Below are 17,025 nucleotides of genomic sequence, written 5' to 3' on the forward strand. Positions count from 1 at the left end.
GTCGAACGACGAGCTATCAGGGGGGGCGGCGGGTGCAGCAGGAGGGGGGCAGAATTTCTGGCGCTGTCAGGGTCCGGCTTGCGTTACCAGCCAGGTGTTGCGGTAGGGGCATCCGCGGTGCAATAACCGCTAATTCGATACCCTGTGGAGTCGCGGCGATTTGAAAGACCAAAGCTGCGGTCTTTCGAGGTCTGGCGCAGGCTCATTGCATGTTTCTGACTATTCAATCAGCTGGCTCGAAAGCTCCTGGGTCAGCTGTCGATTGTTTTCATGATCGATTTCAAGCGTGTGCATGTGCGTGCTCATGTTGAGGCGCGGCATGCGTATCGGTTACCGGCTCGCCTGTCCTGGCCAGCAGTGATGTGATATTCACTGCATGCAACCCTTTTGGTCCCTGAATAATCTCGAAATTGACCTGCTGGCCCGCTTTGAGGGTCTTGTAACCGTCCATATGGATGGCTGAATAGTGAGCGAACAGGTCCTCCGTCTTGCCGTCTTCGATTATGAACCCATAGCCTTTTGCGTTATTGAACCACTTGACTTTTCCGCTGAGCATCGCCATATCCCTCTGCAAAGGACTCCGTCAGGAGTATCATCCACTTCAATCCGCCTCGCCCCAAAAATTTTGGTTGACTGCGCGGACCCTTTTTACCCAATGTGGGCTCTATTGTTTGTAACACCGTTTAGCTGATAGTCAAGGTCATGTGGCAGTCCGTTTGAAAACCGTCCAGACTGCGACTGACTGTTCAATCCGCCCCCAAACGAACATTTCTTTCCATGCATGCATTCAGCAAGATTCGACTAACATTCAATCAGGATGGTCCGCAGTCGCATGAGGACGACTCGGCGGGTATCGCGGTGCAGGACGCCAAACCGACCCTGCAGGCCCCACCGATGTACAAGGTGGTTTTATTCAACGATGACTACACCCCGATGGATTTCGTTGTAGAAGTGCTCGAGGTGTTCTTTAACCTGAATCGTGAGCTGGCCACCAAAGTCATGCTGGCCGTCCATACAGAGGGACGGGCAGTCTGCGGATTGTTTACCCGTGACATCGCCGAGACCAAGGCGATGCAGGTCAATCAATACGCCAGGGAGAGCCAGCATCCGCTACTCTGTGAGATCGAGAAGGACGGTTAAACGCCGACCACTTGGGTATGAGGTGAAGCTATGTTAAACCGTGAGCTCGAAGTCACCCTCAATCTTGCCTTCAAGGAGGCACGTTCGAAGCGTCATGAGTTCATGACGGTCGAACACCTTCTGCTGGCTCTATTGGATAACGAGGCTGCAGCCACTGTCCTGCGTGCCTGCGGCGCAAACCTCGATAAACTCAAGCATGATCTGCAGGAGTTCATCGACTCCACCACCCCGCTGATCCCTGTACATGACGAGGATCGCGAGACACAACCGACGCTCGGGTTCCAGCGCGTGCTGCAACGGGCAGTCTTCCACGTGCAGAGCTCCGGCAAGCGCGAAGTGACCGGCGCCAACGTACTGGTTGCAATTTTCAGTGAGCAGGAAAGCCAGGCCGTATTTCTGCTCAAGCAGCAGAGCGTGGCCCGGATTGATGTCGTCAACTATATCGCCCATGGTATTTCCAAGGTTCCTGGGCATGGCGAACACTCTTCTGAAGGTGAACAGGATATGCAGGACGACGAGGGCGGTGAAGCATCTTCCTCAGGCAATCCTCTGGATGCCTATGCCAGCAATCTGAACGAGTTGGCGCGCCAGGGGCGCATCGATCCGCTGGTCGGTCGCGAAAGCGAAGTCGAGCGTGTGGCTCAGATTCTCGCTCGTCGTCGCAAGAACAATCCGTTGCTGGTCGGTGAAGCGGGGGTCGGCAAGACGGCTATTGCCGAAGGTCTGGCCAAGCGCATCGTGGATAACCAGGTCCCTGATCTGCTTGCCAACAGTGTTGTCTACTCGCTTGACCTGGGTGCCTTGCTGGCCGGGACCAAATACCGTGGCGATTTCGAGAAGCGTTTCAAGGCGCTGCTCAATGAGTTGCGCAAGCGTCCTCAGGCGATCCTGTTTATCGATGAGATCCACACAATCATCGGCGCTGGCGCAGCTTCCGGCGGGGTGATGGATGCGTCCAATCTGCTCAAGCCATTGCTGTCGTCTGGCGAGATCCGCTGCATTGGCTCTACGACCTTTCAGGAATTTCGCGGAATTTTCGAAAAAGACCGCGCCTTGGCGCGTCGTTTCCAGAAAGTCGATGTGTCCGAGCCTTCGGTCGAGGACACCATCGGGATCCTGCGAGGCCTGAAAAGCCGTTTCGAGCAGCATCACAGTATCGAATACAGTGACGAGGCCCTGCGCGCCGCCGCCGAGCTCGCATCGCGCTATATCAACGACCGGCATATGCCGGACAAGGCTATCGATGTAATCGATGAAGCGGGGGCCTATCAGCGTCTGCAGCCTGTCGAGCAACGCGTCAAGCGTATCGACGTGCCTCAGGTCGAAGACATCGTTGCCAAGATTGCGCGTATTCCGCCAAAACACGTCAATAGCTCCGACAAGGAACTGCTGCGTAACCTGGAGCGCGATCTGAAGCTCACCGTGTTTGGTCAGGATGCGGCCATCGACTCGTTGTCCACGGCTATCAAGCTTTCGCGTGCAGGCCTCAAGTCGCCTGACAAGCCGGTAGGTTCATTCCTGTTCGCGGGTCCTACCGGTGTCGGCAAGACCGAGGCGGCTCGCCAGCTGGCCAAGGCGCTGGGCGTCGAGCTGATTCGTTTCGACATGTCCGAATACATGGAGCGGCATACTGTTTCCCGTCTGATCGGCGCGCCTCCAGGCTACGTCGGTTTCGACCAGGGCGGTTTGTTGACTGAAGCAATCACTCGCCAGCCACATTGTGTGTTGCTGCTCGATGAAATCGAAAAGGCCCACCCGGAAGTCTTCAACCTGCTTCTGCAGGTAATGGATCACGGTACGCTGACCGATAACAACGGGCGCAAGGCTGATTTCCGCAATGTGATCGTGATCATGACTACCAACGCCGGGGCTGAGTCCGCTGCACGGGCTTCGATCGGATTCACGCATCAGGACCACTCGTCTGACGCGATGGAAGTGATCAAGAAGAGCTTCACGCCAGAGTTCCGCAACCGTCTGGACACCATCATTCAGTTTGGTCGCCTCAGTCACGAAGTCATCAAGAGCGTGGTCGACAAGTTCCTTACCGAGCTTCAGGCCCAGCTGGAAGACAAGCGTGTATTGCTCGAAGTGTCCGAGGCGGCGAGAAGCTGGCTGGCGCAGGGCGGTTATGACGCGGCAATGGGTGCCAGGCCGATGGCTCGCCTGATTCAGGACAAGATCAAGCGGCCACTTGCCGAAGAGATTCTGTTCGGCGAATTGTCAGAGCATGGCGGCGTGGTTCACATCGACATCAAGGATGGCGAGATCACCTTCGATTTCGAAACCACGGCAGAAATGGCCTGACGTCCGGAGCTTATCCCCGCATGGGTGGTAGATGCGGGGACAGGCCCGGGAAGCCAGCGGTATGCAACAGGCAAACAAAAACGCCCGGCTTATGCCGGGCGTTTTCGTCAATGCCTGTTTAACGAGCGCGGTAGGTGATGCGCCCTTTGCTCAGGTCATAGGGCGTCAGTTCTACACGCACTTTGTCACCGGTCAGAATACGGATGTAATTCTTGCGCATCTTGCCGGAGATATGCGCGGTTACGACGTGCCCGTTTTCCAACTCCACGCGAAACATGGTGTTGGGCAGGGTGTCGACGACAGTGCCTTCCATTTCGAAGCTGTCTTCTTTCGACATGCAGTAAAGCCCTCGGTATACAAATGAGTGGCCCGGTGCAAGTGGCGCCAGGCAAAAGCGGCGTGCATTGTGCCCGAAAAAACCAGTTTAAGCCAAGGGGTTCAATACAGAGTGACCCATCTTTGATTGGTCAGTAGCTCAATGGGGCGATATTGGGTCTTGTAATTCATCTTTTTGCAGTTCTTGATCCAGTAACCCAGGTACACCGCCTGCAGTTGGAGCCTGGCGGCTTCGGCGATCTGCCACAAAATCGCGTAGCGGCCCAGGCTGCGGCGTTCTTCATCGGGTTCATAGAACGTGTAGACCGCAGAAAGGCCATTGGGTAGCAGGTCGGTGACGGCCACGGCCAACAGGCGCTGATCGACACGAAACTCGTAAAACCGCGAAAAAGGCAGGTCACGAACCAGAAATGTCGAAAACTGCTCTCGGCTGGGTGGAAACATGTCGCCATCAGCGTGTCGTTGTTCTATGTAGCGCTGATAAAGATCGAAATACTCCTCGGTGAAAGCCGGTCTGGCGCTGTGTACCTGAATATCGGTATTCCGTTTCAAGATGCGTTTTTGCTGTCTGTCGGGTACGAAAAGGTTCACGGGAATGCGCGCGGGTACGCAAGCGCTGCAGTTTTGACAGTGGGGGCGGTAAAGGTGGTCGCCGCTACGGCGAAAGCCCATGTCCGACAGATCGGCGTAGACCTGCACATCCATCGGCTGGCTGGGGTCCAGGAACAGGGTGGTCGCCTGCTCCTCGGGCAAGTAACTGCAGGTGTGCGGTTGAGTGGCATAAAACTTCAGCCTCGCCAGCTCTGTCATGGTTTTCGCCTAATCGTAAATCCCTGACCATGAGTGTATGCCAGCCTGTCAAACTCGCCTAGATGACCAGTCGGCATCGGTCGGCTGATCCAGATGGCGGCGCAGATAATCGGCAAAAGCCTGTCGAGAAATGGAGCGCGCGCCGAAGCTGCTGAGGTGTTGGGTCGGCATCTGGCAATCGATCAGCACAAAGCCCCATTCGGTCAGGTAATTTACCAGTGTGGCGAATCCGACTTTGGATGCGTTGTCCGCATGACTGAACATCGATTCTCCGAAGAATAGCCGTCCCATCGCCAGACCATACAGTCCGCCGACCAGCTCATCCTGATCCCATACCTCGACACTGTGCGCGTGGCCGCGCCGGTGCAGCTCAAGGTAGGCATCCTGCATCGAACCGGTAATCCAGGTTTCATTGGCGTAGCTGCGAGGCGCGGCGCAGGCCTTGATCACGCTGGCGAAATCCTCGTCGAAGGTCACGCGATAGCGAGACTGACGCAGCATTTTGCCGAGGCTGCGCGATACATGCAGCTCTTCGGGAAAGAGCACCGTACGTGGATCGGGAGACCACCAGAGAATCGGCTGACCTTCCTGAAACCATGGAAAGCAGCCGTGCCGGTAGGCGTTTATCAGGCGATCCGCCGACAGGTCTCCGCCCGCGGCAAGTAAGCCGTTGGGCTCACGAAGAGCTTTTTCCAGTGGCGGGAAATCTAGGCTGTTGCGGTTCAACCAGGTCAGCATGGCATCACAACTTTGCAGAAGGGGAGGGCGCACCTGCCTGTGAGTGCAACTCTGTGCAGCAGGCGTGGTCACAAGCGGTTGTCATTATGGCGCGTACCTGGCACATGCGGTAGGGCACGGATGCAGGAGTGAGGAGGGAGCCGTTATGAGGCTATGGGCGGTTGATAGAAACACATCATAAGCCTTTGTCACAAAACGGAATGCGTGCTCAAATTGGACATCGTCAGCGAACATTAAAGCCTGTGTCGGGCTGCAGAACTGTCTGAAGTCGGTCTGACGCGTTTTCGTACAGACCCAGGTGCCTGTAAAGCCGTACAATGCCTGCTTTGGGCGTTATCATTCAAGCGTCTGCCGAACGGGCTTTGCGGTGTCTGCCACCCCTGTCCATACGGGAGCAGTCAGCGCCGTCCGACAGCCGTTTCTGGTCAATCAACGAGATGTTCGCGCTACAGCGCAGGAAATAAAGCGTTTTGAAGAAATCCACCCCAGCACCCAGCGCTGTTCCGCTTTGGCGGCAGCAATTGCACTACCGGCTCAAGGAAGGGGCCCTGATCGCCTTTGGCGCCCTGTGCCTGTACCTGATGATGGCATTGTTGACCTACGATCAGAGCGATCCCGGCTGGAGCCACACCAGCAGCAATGCCGCGCAAGTGCAGAACGCGGCAGGCCGTGCCGGTGCATTCTGCGCCGATATCCTGTTCATGATTCTGGGTTATTTTGCCTATATCTTCCCGTTGTTGCTGGCGATCAAGGCCTGGCAGGTCTTTCGTCATCGTCATGAACCGTGGCAGTGGAGCGGCTGGCTTTTCTCCTGGCGTCTGATCGGTCTTGTGTTCCTGATACTGGCAGGTGCAGCGCTGGCGCATATTCATTTTCATTTTTCGGCCGGCTTCCCGGGTTCCGCGGGCGGTGTGCTTGGCGAAGTGCTGGGTGATCTGGCCAAAAAGGCCCTGAATATCCAGGGCAGCACGTTGCTGTTCATAGCCTTGTTTCTGTTCGGCCTGACCGTGTTTACGGATCTGTCGTGGTTCAAGGTGATGGACGTCACCGGCAAGATCACTCTGGATCTGTTCGAACTGTTTCAGGGGGCGGCGAACCGCTGGTGGACCGCCCGTGCCGAGCGCAAGCAGATGGTTGCGCAACTGCGCGAAGTCGACATGCGCGTCAATGATGTGGTCGCGCCTGTTGCTCCCGACCGTCGCGAACAGGCCAAGGCCAGAGAGCGTCTGATGGAGCGTGAAGCGTCGCTCGGCAAGCACATGGCCGAGCGCGAAAAACACGTACCGGCCGTAATCGCACCAGCCCCGTCAAAGCCAGCGGAGCCGAGCAAGCGTGTCCTGAAAGAAAAACAGGCTCCGCTGTTCGTCGACAGCGCAGTGGAGGGCACCTTGCCACCGATCTCCATTCTCGACCCGGCAGAAAAGAAGCAGCTCAATTACTCGCCTGAGTCCTTGGCGGCGGTCGGTCATCTGCTGGAAATCAAGCTCAAGGAGTTTGGTGTCGAGGTCTCGGTAGACTCGATTCATCCCGGTCCGGTCATTACCCGTTACGAGATTCAGCCGGCGGCTGGCGTCAAGGTCAGTCGCATTGCCAACCTCGCCAAGGACCTTGCGCGTTCACTTGCGGTCACCAGCGTGCGCGTGGTCGAGGTCATCCCGGGCAAGACCACGGTCGGTATCGAGATCCCCAACGAAGACCGCCAGATCGTGCGCTTCTCCGAAGTGCTGTCGACCCCCGAGTACGATAACGCCAAGTCGCCTGTCACGTTGGCGCTGGGGCATGACATCGGTGGCAAGCCGGTGATTACCGATCTGGCCAAGATGCCGCACTTGCTGGTGGCCGGTACGACCGGTTCCGGTAAGTCGGTGGGTGTGAACGCCATGATCCTGTCGATCCTGTTCAAGTCCGGCCCGGAAGACGCCAAGCTGATCATGATCGACCCGAAAATGCTTGAGCTGTCCATCTATGAAGGCATTCCGCACTTGCTGTGTCCGGTTGTAACCGACATGAAGGACGCTGCCAACGCCTTGCGCTGGAGCGTTGCCGAGATGGAGCGCCGTTACAAACTGATGGCGAAGATGGGCGTGCGTAACCTGTCCGGCTTCAACCAGAAGGTCAAGGAAGCCCAGGATGCCGGTGAGCCGCTGGCCGATCCGCTGTACAAGCGTGAAAGCATCCACGACGAAGCGCCGCTGCTGAGCAAGCTGCCAACCATCGTGGTGGTGGTGGACGAATTCGCCGACATGATGATGATCGTCGGCAAGAAGGTCGAAGAGCTGATCGCCCGTATCGCCCAGAAGGCTCGTGCTGCCGGGATCCACCTGATCCTCGCGACCCAGCGTCCTTCGGTGGATGTGATTACCGGTCTGATCAAGGCCAACATCCCCACGCGCATGGCGTTTCAGGTGTCGAGCAAGATCGATTCCCGGACCATCATCGATCAGGGCGGTGCCGAACAACTGCTGGGCCATGGTGACATGCTGTACATGCCGCCGGGCACCAGCCTGCTGATTCGCGTGCACGGCGCGTTCGTTTCCGACGAAGAGGTGCATCGTGTAGTCGAAGCCTGGAAACTGCGCGGCTCTCCTGACTACAACGACGACATTCTCGCCGGTGTGGAAGAGCCCGGTAGCGGTTTCGACGGCGGTGGCGGTGAAGGCAGTGAAGACAGCGAAAGCGACGCGCTTTACGATGAGGCCGTCAAGTTCGTACTCGAAAGCCGTCGTGCATCGATCTCTGCGGTGCAGCGCAAGCTGAAGATCGGCTACAACCGCGCAGCGCGCATGATCGAAGCGATGGAAATGGCCGGTGTCGTAACCTCCATGAATACCAACGGATCGCGTGAAGTCCTGGCTCCAGGGCCGGTGCGCGACTGATTTTTATCACCCCGAACTGCGGCGGCAGCGTGCCAGGTACGCTGTCGCATCATCATCGACTTCAAAGAGGAATCCCATGCGTCTTATCCGCATGCTGTTGGCCACCGCACTGACCTTCTCCGTGATGTCCGCCCATGCCGACAGCAAGGACGTGGCACGTCTGACCCAGTTGCTGGAGAAATCCCAGACTCTGACCGCACGTTTCTCGCAACTGACACTGGACGGTGGCGGTACCCAACTGCAGGAGACTACAGGCGAAATGGCCTTGCAGCGCCCAGGCCTGTTCAACTGGCACACTGATGCGCCTCAGGAGCAGTTGATGGTCTCCGACGGCAAGAAAGTGTCGTTGTGGGACCCTGATCTTGAGCAGGTCACGATCAAAAAGCTCGATCAGCGCCTGACCCAGACCCCGGCCTTGCTGCTGTCCGGTGATGTGTCGAAAATCAGCGAAAGCTTCGATATCACCGCGAAGGAAGCAGGCGGCGTGATCGACTTCGTGCTCAAACCCAAGACCAGAGACACGCTGTTCGACAGCCTGCGTCTGTCGTTTCGCAACGGCATCATCAATGACATGCAACTAATCGACAGCGTGGGTCAGCGCACCAATATTCTGTTCACCGGCGTCAAGGCCAACGAGCCGATTGCGGCCAGCAAGTTTCAGTTCCAGATTCCCAAGGGCGCTGATGTCATTCAAGAGTAAGAGGGCCAATTCCTGATCATGGATCTGTTCAGCCGCGAACCGATAGCTCAGCCTCTGGCTGCACGTTTGCGTGCTACCAATCTGGACGAGTACGTCGGTCAGGAGCACGTGCTAGCGCACGGTAAGCCACTGCGTGAGGCGCTGGAGCAAGGCGCGCTGCACTCGATGATTTTCTGGGGGCCGCCGGGTGTGGGGAAAACCACGCTGGCAAGGCTCCTCGCCAAGGTGTCGGATGCGCATTTCGAGACTGTTTCCGCCGTTCTGGCGGGGGTCAAGGAAATCCGTCAGGCAGTGGAAGTCGCCAAACAGCAGGCCGGGCAATATGGCAAACGCACGATTCTGTTCGTCGACGAAGTGCACCGTTTCAACAAGTCGCAACAGGATGCGTTCCTGCCTTACGTCGAAGATGGCACGCTGATTTTTATCGGCGCTACTACCGAAAACCCTTCGTTCGAACTCAATAATGCCTTGTTGTCCCGGGCCCGCGTCTATGTGCTGAAAAGCCTCGACGAAGCGGCGCTGCGCAAGCTGGTCAATCGTGCTCTTACCGAAGAGCGTGGGTTAGGCAGACGGCAGCTGACCCTGAGCGACGAGGGTTTTACGATTCTCATGGCCGCTGCCGATGGGGATGGCCGGCGCATGCTCAATCTGCTGGAGAATGCTTCCGATCTGGCCGAAGATGGCAGCGAGATCGATGTCGAGCTTCTGCAGAGCCTGCTTGGCGACAGTCGACGCCGCTTCGACAAGGGCGGCGAGGCTTTTTACGACCAGATATCGGCTTTGCACAAATCAATTCGCGGGTCTGACCCGAATGCAGCGCTGTACTGGTTTGCGCGCATGATCGACGGTGGCTGCGACCCGCTGTATCTGGCGCGGCGCGTAGTGCGTATGGCCAGCGAAGATATCGGCAACGCCGATCCTCGTGCGCTGCCATTGTGCATGTCAGCCTGGGACGTGCAGGAGCGGCTTGGTAGTCCTGAGGGCGAACTGGCGGTGGCACAGGCCATCGTTTATCTGGCCTGTGCCCCGAAAAGCAACGCGGTCTACATGGCGTTCAAGGCGGCGATGCGTGAAGCCGGTGAGCATGGTTCGCTTGAGGTTCCGCTGCACTTGCGCAATGCGCCCACCAAGTTGATGAAACAGCTCGGTTACGGTGAAGAATACCGCTACGCCCATGATGAGCCAGAAGCTTATGCGGCTGGCGAAGACTACTTTCCGGACGAGCTGGAACCGCGGCAGTATTATCAGCCTGTGCCGCGCGGTCTGGAGCTTAAGATCGGCGAGAAGCTCAGGCACCTGGGTGCATTGGACGACGCCAGCCCTCGCAAGCGGAGAAAGTGATGATTCAGACCATTCTTGCGGTGTCGATCGCCGGGATCGCTGGTACATTATTGCGCTTTGCGGCGGGGACCTGGGTAAGCGCCAACTGGCCACGCCATTTTTATGCGGCGACACTCGCGGTGAACATCGTCGGATGCCTGATCATCGGAGTGCTATACGGGTTGTTTCTGCTGCGCCCTGAAGTGCCCATCGAAATTCGTGCCGGCTTGATTGTCGGCTTTGTAGGCGGTCTGACGACCTTTTCATCCTTTTCACTGGATACGCTGCGCTTGCTGGAAAGCGGGCAAGTACCGCTGGCCCTTGGTTATGCCGGTATCAGCGTATTCGGCGGGCTGCTCGCAACCTGGGTTGGCCTGTCCCTGACCAGACTTTGATAGACGAGAGAACGATATGCTCGATTCCAAACTGTTACGTACTCAACTTCAGGACGTAGCGGATCGCCTGGCTTCCCGTGGTTTTACACTGGATGTGGCGCGCATCGAAGCGCTGGAAGCTCAGCGCAAAGTGGTGCAGACCCGCACCGAACAACTGCAGGCCGAGCGCAATGCACGTTCCAAATCCATTGGACAGGCCAAACAGCGCGGCGAAGACATTGCGCCGTTGATGGCTGATGTCGAGCGTATGGGCAACGAGTTGAGCGAAGGCAAGGTCGAGCTGGACGGCATTCAGGCCGAACTGGATGCACTGGCGTTGCGCATTCCGAACCTGCCTCACGAATCCGTTCCGGTGGGTGCCGATGAAGAAGGCAACGTCGAAGTGCGTCGCTGGGGTACGCCGACTGCCTTCGATTTCGAGGTCAAGGATCACGTTGCGCTGGGCGAGAAGTTCGGCTGGCTTGATTTCGAGACCGCTGCCAAGCTGTCCGGTGCGCGTTTTGCGCTGTTGCGTGGCCCCATCGCGCGCCTGCATCGTGCGCTGGCACAGTTCATGATCAATCTGCACATCAACGAGCACGGTTACGAAGAGGCCTACACGCCTTATCTGGTGCAGGCACCCGCGTTGCAGGGTACAGGCCAGTTGCCCAAGTTCGAAGAAGACCTGTTCAGGATTTCCCGCGAAGGCGAAGCCGATCTGTACCTGATCCCGACCGCTGAAGTGTCGCTGACCAATATCGTGTCGGGTGAAATTCTCGATGCGAAACAGCTGCCCCTCAAGTTTGTTGCCCACACTCCTTGCTTCCGCAGCGAAGCGGGCGCGTCCGGTCGTGATACGCGCGGCATGATTCGCCAGCACCAGTTCGACAAGGTAGAGATGGTCCAGATCGTCGCGCCCGAGGACTCCATGGCCGCGCTCGAATCGCTGACCGGCAACGCCGAGCGCGTTCTGCAATTGCTGGAACTGCCATACCGTACGCTGGCGCTGTGCACTGGCGACATGGGATTCAGCGCTGTGAAGACCTACGACCTGGAAGTGTGGATTCCGAGCCAGGACAAGTACCGCGAAATCTCTTCGTGCTCCAACTGCGGTGATTTTCAGGCACGTCGCATGCAGGCTCGCTGGCGCAACCCGGAAACCGGCAAGCCGGAGCTGGTCCACACCCTTAACGGGTCGGGGCTGGCGGTGGGGCGCACACTGGTTGCGGTGCTGGAAAACTACCAGCAGGCGGATGGGTCGATTCGCGTGCCCGAGGTTCTCAAGCCTTACATGGGCGGCCTTGAGGTCATCGGTTAAATGGAATTTCTGCCGCTGTTCCATAACCTGCGTGGCAGCCGGGTGCTGGTGGTCGGCGGTGGTGAAATTGCCCTGCGCAAATCACGCCTGATTGCCGATGCCGGCGCAGTGTTGCGCGTGGTTGCACCGGAAATAGAAACTCAGTTGCGTGAGCTGGTCGTACACAGCGGCGGAGAGTTGATTCTGCGCGGCTACAATGAAAGCGATCTTGACGGTTGCGTGCTGATTATCGCTGCAACGGATGACGAGCCGCTCAATGCTCAGGTTTCCCATGACGCCCGGTTGCGTTGCGTTCCGGTCAATGTCGTGGACGCCCCGGCGTTGTGTACGGTTATCTTCCCGGCCATCGTCGACCGCTCGCCACTGGTGATTGCCGTGTCCAGTGGCGGGGATGCGCCAGTGCTGGCGCGTTTGATCCGCGCCAAGCTCGAGACCTGGATCCCCTCCACCTACGGGCAGCTCGCCGGGCTGGCCGCGCGGTTTCGCAATCAGGTCAAGGGTCTGTTTCCGAATGTGCAGCAACGCCGGGCATTCTGGGAGGATGTTTTTCAGGGTGCCATTGCCGACCGCCAACTGGCCGGGCAGGGGGCCGAGGCCGAGCGTCTGCTGATCGCCAAGATCGCCGGCGAGCCGCCACCGGAGACCGGTGAGGTGTATCTGGTCGGTGCCGGCCCGGGTGATCCTGATCTGCTGACCTTCCGAGCCTTGCGTCTGATGCAGCAAGCGGATGTGGTGCTGTATGACCGCCTTGTCGCGCCGACGATTCTTGACCTGTGCCGTCGTGATGCCGAGCGTGTCTACGTTGGCAAGCGCCGTGCCGAGCACGCGGTTCCGCAGGAGCAGATCAACCAGCAACTGGTTGCACTGGCCAGACAAGGCAAGCGGGTGGTGCGCCTCAAAGGCGGCGATCCGTTTATCTTCGGCCGTGGCGGCGAGGAAATCGAAGAGCTGGCGGCGCACGGTATTCCGTTTCAAGTGGTCCCTGGCATTACCGCCGCCAGCGGTTGTGCAGCGTATGCGGGTATACCGCTGACGCATCGTGATCATGCGCAATCCGTGCGTTTTATCACCGGTCACTTGAAAGATGGCACCACAGACTTGCCGTGGTCCGATCTGGTAGCACCCGCCCAGACGCTGGTGTTCTACATGGGGCTGATCGGTTTGCCGGTCATCTGTGAAGAGTTGATCAGGCATGGTCGCTCTGCTGATACGCCGGCCGCACTGGTCCAGCAGGGCACCACGGTCAATCAGCGTGTGTTCACGGGCACCCTGGCCAATCTGCCGCAACTGGTCGCCGAGCATGAGGTGCACGCGCCGACGCTGGTGATCATTGGCGAAGTGGTCAAATTGCGTGAGAAGCTGGCGTGGTTCGAAGGAGCTCAGGCGACTGTCTGAAGCCTGTGACGGATAGCCCGCTCGGGCCATCCGTCCTTCTTTCAATGCATCAATGTCTCCAGACACCCTCACCGGACAGCCGCTCACGGTCGTGGTCCGCCTGCAGATCAAGCGCTGGTCCCTTCGGTATGATGCCAGTCGGGTTGATGGTGCGATGGCTTGCGTAGTAATGACCCTTGATGTGCTCGAAGTTCACGGTTTCTGCGAGGCTTGGCCATTGGTACAGCTCGCGTAGCCAGTTGCTGAGGTTCGGGTAGTCGGCAATGCGCCGCAGGTTGCATTTGAAGTGGCTGTAATACACCGCATCGAAGCGCACGATGGTAGTGAACAGACGTATGTCGGCTTCGGTCAGATATTTGCCCGTCAGGTAGCGCTTTTCGCCCAGCAGGTTTTCCAGCAGGTCCAGTTCGGCGAACACATCATTGAACGCTTCTTCGTACGCCCCCTGCGAGGTGGCGAAACCGGCCCTGTACACACCGTTGTTGACGTTCGGGTAGATCTGCTCGTTCAGCTCGTCAATGCTCGCTTGCAGCGCTTGCGGATAAAAGTCCAGCGTGTTCCCGTTCAGCTCGTCGAATGCGGAATTGAACATGCGGATGATGTCCGCAGACTCGTTGCTGACGATGCATTGCTGCTGTTTGTCCCACAGCACCGGAACGGTGACACGGCCAGTGTATTGGGGATCATCCGCCGTGTAGCGCTGGTGGAAGAACTGGAAGTCATCCAGCGCATCACCACTGGAGCCTTTCTGCTGATCGAACGTCCAGCCATTTTCCAGCATCAGCCAACTGACCACCGAAACATCGATCAAGCCTTCCAGCCCTTTGAGCTTGCGCATAATGAGGGTGCGATGCGCCCACGGGCATGCCAGAGAGACATACAGGTGGTAGCGCCCCGCCTGAGCAGCAAAGCCGCCTTTACCGGACGGTCCCGGTTGCCCATCGACCGTTACCCAGTTGCGTCGCTGGGCCTGCTCGCGCTGAAAGGCACCGTCTTTGCTGCTTTCGTACCACTGGTCTTGCCAGTGTCCTTCGACCAGAAGGCCCATGTCTGACTCCAATATCCAGGTTATAGGGTTTGGAGGTCAGTCCGGGCGCATCGGTTCGACCGAAAAAGCACAAGAATGTGGTTGCTGGTCATCGCCACAGCCGATAGATCAGACGCTTTTGTCGCGGCGATCCCAGAACACTCGGGCTTGCTCAAAAGCCTCCTCGCGAGCGACACCCAGACCGCGCAGGGCAAGCGCTATCGTCGATATCAATGCCAGTTGCGGGTAACTGTCTTCGATTTCTCCACGCCACAAGGCCAGTAGTTGCTGCGGGTCGAGCGTCGCTGGTTTTACATGACGGCGCGGCGAAAGCGCTGGCCATTCCTCGTCCCAGGGCTGGCCGCCAGTGGTGCCGTACAAATGGCTGATGGTGTCGGGGTTGATCTCGATTTCGCCGCCATCACCCTTGACCACAATGGCAGTGTCGCCCAGCAGGCTGCTGGCATCGCGATGCACGCTCTGGTAGCCCGGATGAAAGATGCTTTGCAGGCCGCAGCGGGCCTGCAGCGGGTTGAGGATGCGTGCCAGTGAATGAATGGGCGAGCGCAGGCCCAGCGTATTGCGCAGATCGATCATGCGTTGCAGCTGCGGGGCCCAGTCGGCCAGCGGAATAAACGCCAGATTGTCTTGCTCGAGCGAGGTGGCCACGGCTGACCAGTTGCGGCACAGAGGAATCTTCAGCAGGCCGAGCAGTTGTTCGGTGTACAGGCGTCCTGCCGTATGAGCGCCGCCGCCATGCAGAAGGACCTTCACGCCGTTTTGCGCAAGACACCTGGCCGCCAGCAAGTACCACGGCAGGTGACGCTTTTTGCCAGCATAGGTTGGCCAGTCGATATCGACCTGCATGGCGGGAGCGCTCAGGCGTTCGCGTACCGCTTCGGTAAACCCCGCCAGTTCCTCCGGGCTTTCTTCCTTGTGGCGCAAAAGCATCAGAAAAGCCCCGAGCTGAGTGTCCTCGACTTTTTCATCGAGCAACATGCCCATGGCTTCTCGCGCTTCTTCGCGAGTCAGGTTGCGCGCACCGCGTTTGCCTTTGCCCAGAATGCGCACAAACGTCGCAAAGGGATGCTCTTCAGGTGTCTCGGTAACAAGCTCAGCGTAATCATTCATATGCAATTGGTCGGCTTTGGCAGGCCCGCCAGTCTGGCGGCGAGTTTGGCGGGAGTACCGTTGAACAGGCGGTTGAGGTGCAGGCTGTTGCCCTTTTCCGTGCCCAGCTTCAGCGCGGTGTATTTGATCAGTGGCCGCGTGGCTGGCGAGAGCTGGAATTCGGCGTAGAACTCCCTCAGCAACTGAAGGATTTCAATGTGCTCGGCACCCAGGGCGATACCTTCCTCGGCGGACAGAGCGCGAGCGACGTCCAGCGACCAGTCTTCCAGGTCTTTCAGAAAGCCATCCTTGTCCAGTTCGATGCTGCGCCCGTCAATCGTCAACTGTTTCATAGCCAGGTATTGACCTTGTCAAAGCGCAACGACAGTGCCACGAAGGCAGGGTAGTCGATGCCGTTTGCTCCGGCAGGGAGCGGCAGATTGCGCGCCTTGATGTCCTCGTCAAGCACAAACAGCTGCGATGAGCCGAACAGGTGCTGTACGGCCAGGAACGGTGCGCTGGACGGCATCAGCGCATAGGTGGCGTCGCCGCAGAGCAGAACGCCGTCATCATTGCCCAGCAAGCGCAGGCAGCTGGCCAGTCGGGTGTCGGCAAACGGTGAGTGAGAGAGAACGTGCAAGGTAGCCATCAGATCGTAATGACCTCGTCGTAACGGTCAAAAAGTGCCGACAAACCGGCGCGGGTGGACAGCGGGCTGATTTCTTCACTCAAAGCGTCGAGTGGGATGCTGCGCTCGGCCAGGCTATGTCCGCAGGCATAGAGCTCTTCAACGCCAAACATCGACAACGCCTTCAGGTTCGCGGTCAGGTCTTTCTGTTGCAGGGCACCTGGAAACTGCTGTGGCGACAACTGGAAAACGCCGTCATCCAGAAACAGCAGGCCGATCGACAGATCGAATGCACCGCCCGCCAGGACGATGTCCAGTGCTTCACGGGCTCCGGGGCCGGACCACGGCGACTGGCGGCTGATAACCAACAGTGATCTGGACATCTCACGGCCCTCCGAAACAGATCAAACGGTCGGCCGATTGCACGGCATCGTGCAACTGACCCAGCCCGGACAACTCCCAAGGCTGGTGCAGGTTGGCCGCTGGTCGTTGATAGCGCTCGGCCTCTTGCGTGTCGAGCACGCCACGTCGCAGTGCTGCAGCAATGCACACCACACCGTCCAGGCTGTGCTCGGCGATCAAGTCACGCCACTGCGACGCCACGTCCTGTTCGTCCTGAGGCGTCACGATATTGGCCGACGCGCTGTGTACGCCGTCCTGATAGAAGAACAGCCGGACAATTTCATGCCCACCGGCCAGCGCCGCTCTGGCAAACAGCAAGGCACGCCGCGAGGAGGGTGCATGGGCGGCTGAAAAAAGGGAGATGGCGAATTTCATGATCGGCTCTGCCAACAAAACATGCGCAATGATAAAGAATTCATGGGCCGGCGTGTGAGTTTGGCGCGGGTTGACCTGCAAGTGCCGGGGCAGGGCGCAACCGTCTGAGTTTCCATTGATGTTCATAGAGCATCAATCGATGAAAACATAGCACTTATCGTTTCAAAGTGTG

General features: G+C 58.2%; 18 protein-coding genes. 8 read left to right on the top strand and 10 right to left on the bottom strand.

Annotated features, from left to right (window positions below; translation table 11 throughout):
- Nucleotides 1-280 precede the first annotated feature (280 nt).
- Nucleotides 281-556 carry a cold shock domain-containing protein CspD gene (cspD, locus tag ALO80_RS06080; RefSeq protein WP_083493162.1) on the bottom strand — a complete coding sequence of 92 codons (276 nt, stop codon included), beginning with the start codon at nucleotides 554-556 and terminating at the stop codon, nucleotides 281-283.
- Nucleotides 557-777: 221 nt separating this feature from the next.
- On the opposite strand from cspD, the gene clpS reads away from it, so the two are divergent.
- Together clpS and clpA are read left to right on the top strand one after the other, a co-directional pair.
- Nucleotides 778-1,140 carry an ATP-dependent Clp protease adapter ClpS gene (clpS, locus tag ALO80_RS06085; RefSeq protein WP_004884680.1) on the top strand — a complete coding sequence of 121 codons (363 nt, stop codon included), beginning with the start codon at nucleotides 778-780 and terminating at the stop codon, nucleotides 1,138-1,140.
- A gap of 30 nt (nucleotides 1,141-1,170) precedes the next feature.
- Nucleotides 1,171-3,444, top strand: coding sequence for an ATP-dependent Clp protease ATP-binding subunit ClpA (gene clpA, locus ALO80_RS06090; protein WP_003371759.1), 2,274 nt, complete (start codon nucleotides 1,171-1,173; stop codon nucleotides 3,442-3,444).
- A gap of 118 nt (nucleotides 3,445-3,562) precedes the next feature.
- On the opposite strand, the gene infA is transcribed toward clpA, so the two are convergent.
- From infA to aat, 3 genes are all read right to left on the bottom strand, one after another.
- Nucleotides 3,563-3,781, bottom strand: coding sequence for a translation initiation factor IF-1 (gene infA, locus ALO80_RS06095; RefSeq protein ID WP_002553999.1), 219 nt, complete (start codon nucleotides 3,779-3,781; stop codon nucleotides 3,563-3,565).
- 101 nt (nucleotides 3,782-3,882) lie between these two features.
- The gene (locus ALO80_RS06100; protein WP_054986955.1) at nucleotides 3,883-4,590 is read right to left on the bottom strand and encodes an arginyltransferase; all 708 of its coding nucleotides are present in this window, start codon (nucleotides 4,588-4,590) and stop codon (nucleotides 3,883-3,885) included.
- Between the two features lie 48 nt (nucleotides 4,591-4,638).
- The gene (gene aat / locus ALO80_RS06105; protein ID WP_055008303.1) at nucleotides 4,639-5,328 is read right to left on the bottom strand and encodes a leucyl/phenylalanyl-tRNA--protein transferase; all 690 of its coding nucleotides are present in this window, start codon (nucleotides 5,326-5,328) and stop codon (nucleotides 4,639-4,641) included.
- Nucleotides 5,329-5,798: 470 nt separating this feature from the next.
- Here aat and ftsK point away from each other — a divergent pair, with 470 nt between their 5' ends.
- The 6 genes from ftsK to cysG all read left to right on the top strand — a co-directional run bounded on the left by ftsK (nucleotide 5,799) and on the right by cysG (nucleotide 13,311).
- On the top strand, nucleotides 5,799-8,204 hold the full coding sequence (gene ftsK, locus ALO80_RS06110) for a DNA translocase FtsK (RefSeq protein ID WP_055008304.1): 2,406 nt from the start codon (nucleotides 5,799-5,801) through the stop codon (nucleotides 8,202-8,204).
- Between the two features lie 76 nt (nucleotides 8,205-8,280).
- Entirely contained in the window at nucleotides 8,281-8,904 is a 624-nt protein-coding gene (gene lolA, locus ALO80_RS06115) for an outer membrane lipoprotein chaperone LolA (protein ID WP_054986958.1), read from the top strand.
- 18 nt (nucleotides 8,905-8,922) lie between these two features.
- Complete coding sequence (locus ALO80_RS06120) at nucleotides 8,923-10,245, top strand: replication-associated recombination protein A (RefSeq protein WP_055008305.1); 1,323 nt, start codon at nucleotides 8,923-8,925, stop codon at nucleotides 10,243-10,245.
- Nucleotides 10,245-10,619, top strand: a complete 375-nt coding sequence (gene crcB, locus ALO80_RS06125) for a fluoride efflux transporter CrcB (protein ID WP_002553993.1) — start codon at nucleotides 10,245-10,247, stop codon at nucleotides 10,617-10,619. Before ALO80_RS06120 ends, crcB begins: the two co-directional genes overlap by 1 nt.
- A 16-nt stretch (nucleotides 10,620-10,635) precedes the next feature.
- The gene (serS, locus tag ALO80_RS06130; protein WP_054986960.1) at nucleotides 10,636-11,916 is read left to right on the top strand and encodes a serine--tRNA ligase; all 1,281 of its coding nucleotides are present in this window, start codon (nucleotides 10,636-10,638) and stop codon (nucleotides 11,914-11,916) included.
- On the top strand, nucleotides 11,917-13,311 hold the full coding sequence (gene cysG, locus ALO80_RS06135; protein WP_055008306.1) for a siroheme synthase CysG: 1,395 nt from the start codon (nucleotides 11,917-11,919) through the stop codon (nucleotides 13,309-13,311).
- Between the two features lie 49 nt (nucleotides 13,312-13,360).
- On the opposite strand, the gene ALO80_RS06140 is transcribed toward cysG, so the two are convergent.
- The 6 genes from ALO80_RS06140 to tusD form a co-directional block, all read right to left on the bottom strand.
- On the bottom strand, nucleotides 13,361-14,359 hold the full coding sequence (locus ALO80_RS06140; RefSeq protein ID WP_055008307.1) for a glutathione S-transferase family protein: 999 nt from the start codon (nucleotides 14,357-14,359) through the stop codon (nucleotides 13,361-13,363).
- Between the two features lie 108 nt (nucleotides 14,360-14,467).
- Nucleotides 14,468-15,469 (bottom strand): glycosyl transferase family protein, encoded by a 1,002-nt coding sequence (locus tag ALO80_RS06145; protein ID WP_055008308.1) that lies wholly within the window; start codon nucleotides 15,467-15,469, stop codon nucleotides 14,468-14,470.
- Nucleotides 15,466-15,801, bottom strand: a complete 336-nt coding sequence (locus ALO80_RS06150) for a TusE/DsrC/DsvC family sulfur relay protein (RefSeq protein ID WP_054987558.1) — start codon at nucleotides 15,799-15,801, stop codon at nucleotides 15,466-15,468. Before ALO80_RS06150 ends, ALO80_RS06145 begins: the two co-directional genes overlap by 4 nt.
- Nucleotides 15,798-16,097: a sulfurtransferase complex subunit TusB gene (gene tusB, locus ALO80_RS06155; protein ID WP_055008309.1), complete on the bottom strand. Its 300-nt coding sequence runs from the start codon at nucleotides 16,095-16,097 to the stop codon at nucleotides 15,798-15,800. Before tusB ends, ALO80_RS06150 begins: the two co-directional genes overlap by 4 nt.
- Nucleotides 16,097-16,459, bottom strand: coding sequence for a sulfurtransferase complex subunit TusC (tusC, locus tag ALO80_RS06160; protein ID WP_055008310.1), 363 nt, complete (start codon nucleotides 16,457-16,459; stop codon nucleotides 16,097-16,099). The genes tusB and tusC overlap by 1 nt, the downstream gene beginning before the upstream one ends.
- Nucleotide 16,460: 1 nt before the next feature.
- Nucleotides 16,461-16,853, bottom strand: coding sequence for a sulfurtransferase complex subunit TusD (tusD, locus tag ALO80_RS06165; RefSeq protein ID WP_055008323.1), 393 nt, complete (start codon nucleotides 16,851-16,853; stop codon nucleotides 16,461-16,463).
- Nucleotides 16,854-17,025: the final 172 nt, after the last annotated feature.

The sequence above is a fragment of the Pseudomonas caricapapayae genome (assembly GCF_001400735.1).
Classification (GTDB): Bacteria; Pseudomonadota; Gammaproteobacteria; order Pseudomonadales; family Pseudomonadaceae; genus Aquipseudomonas; species Aquipseudomonas caricapapayae.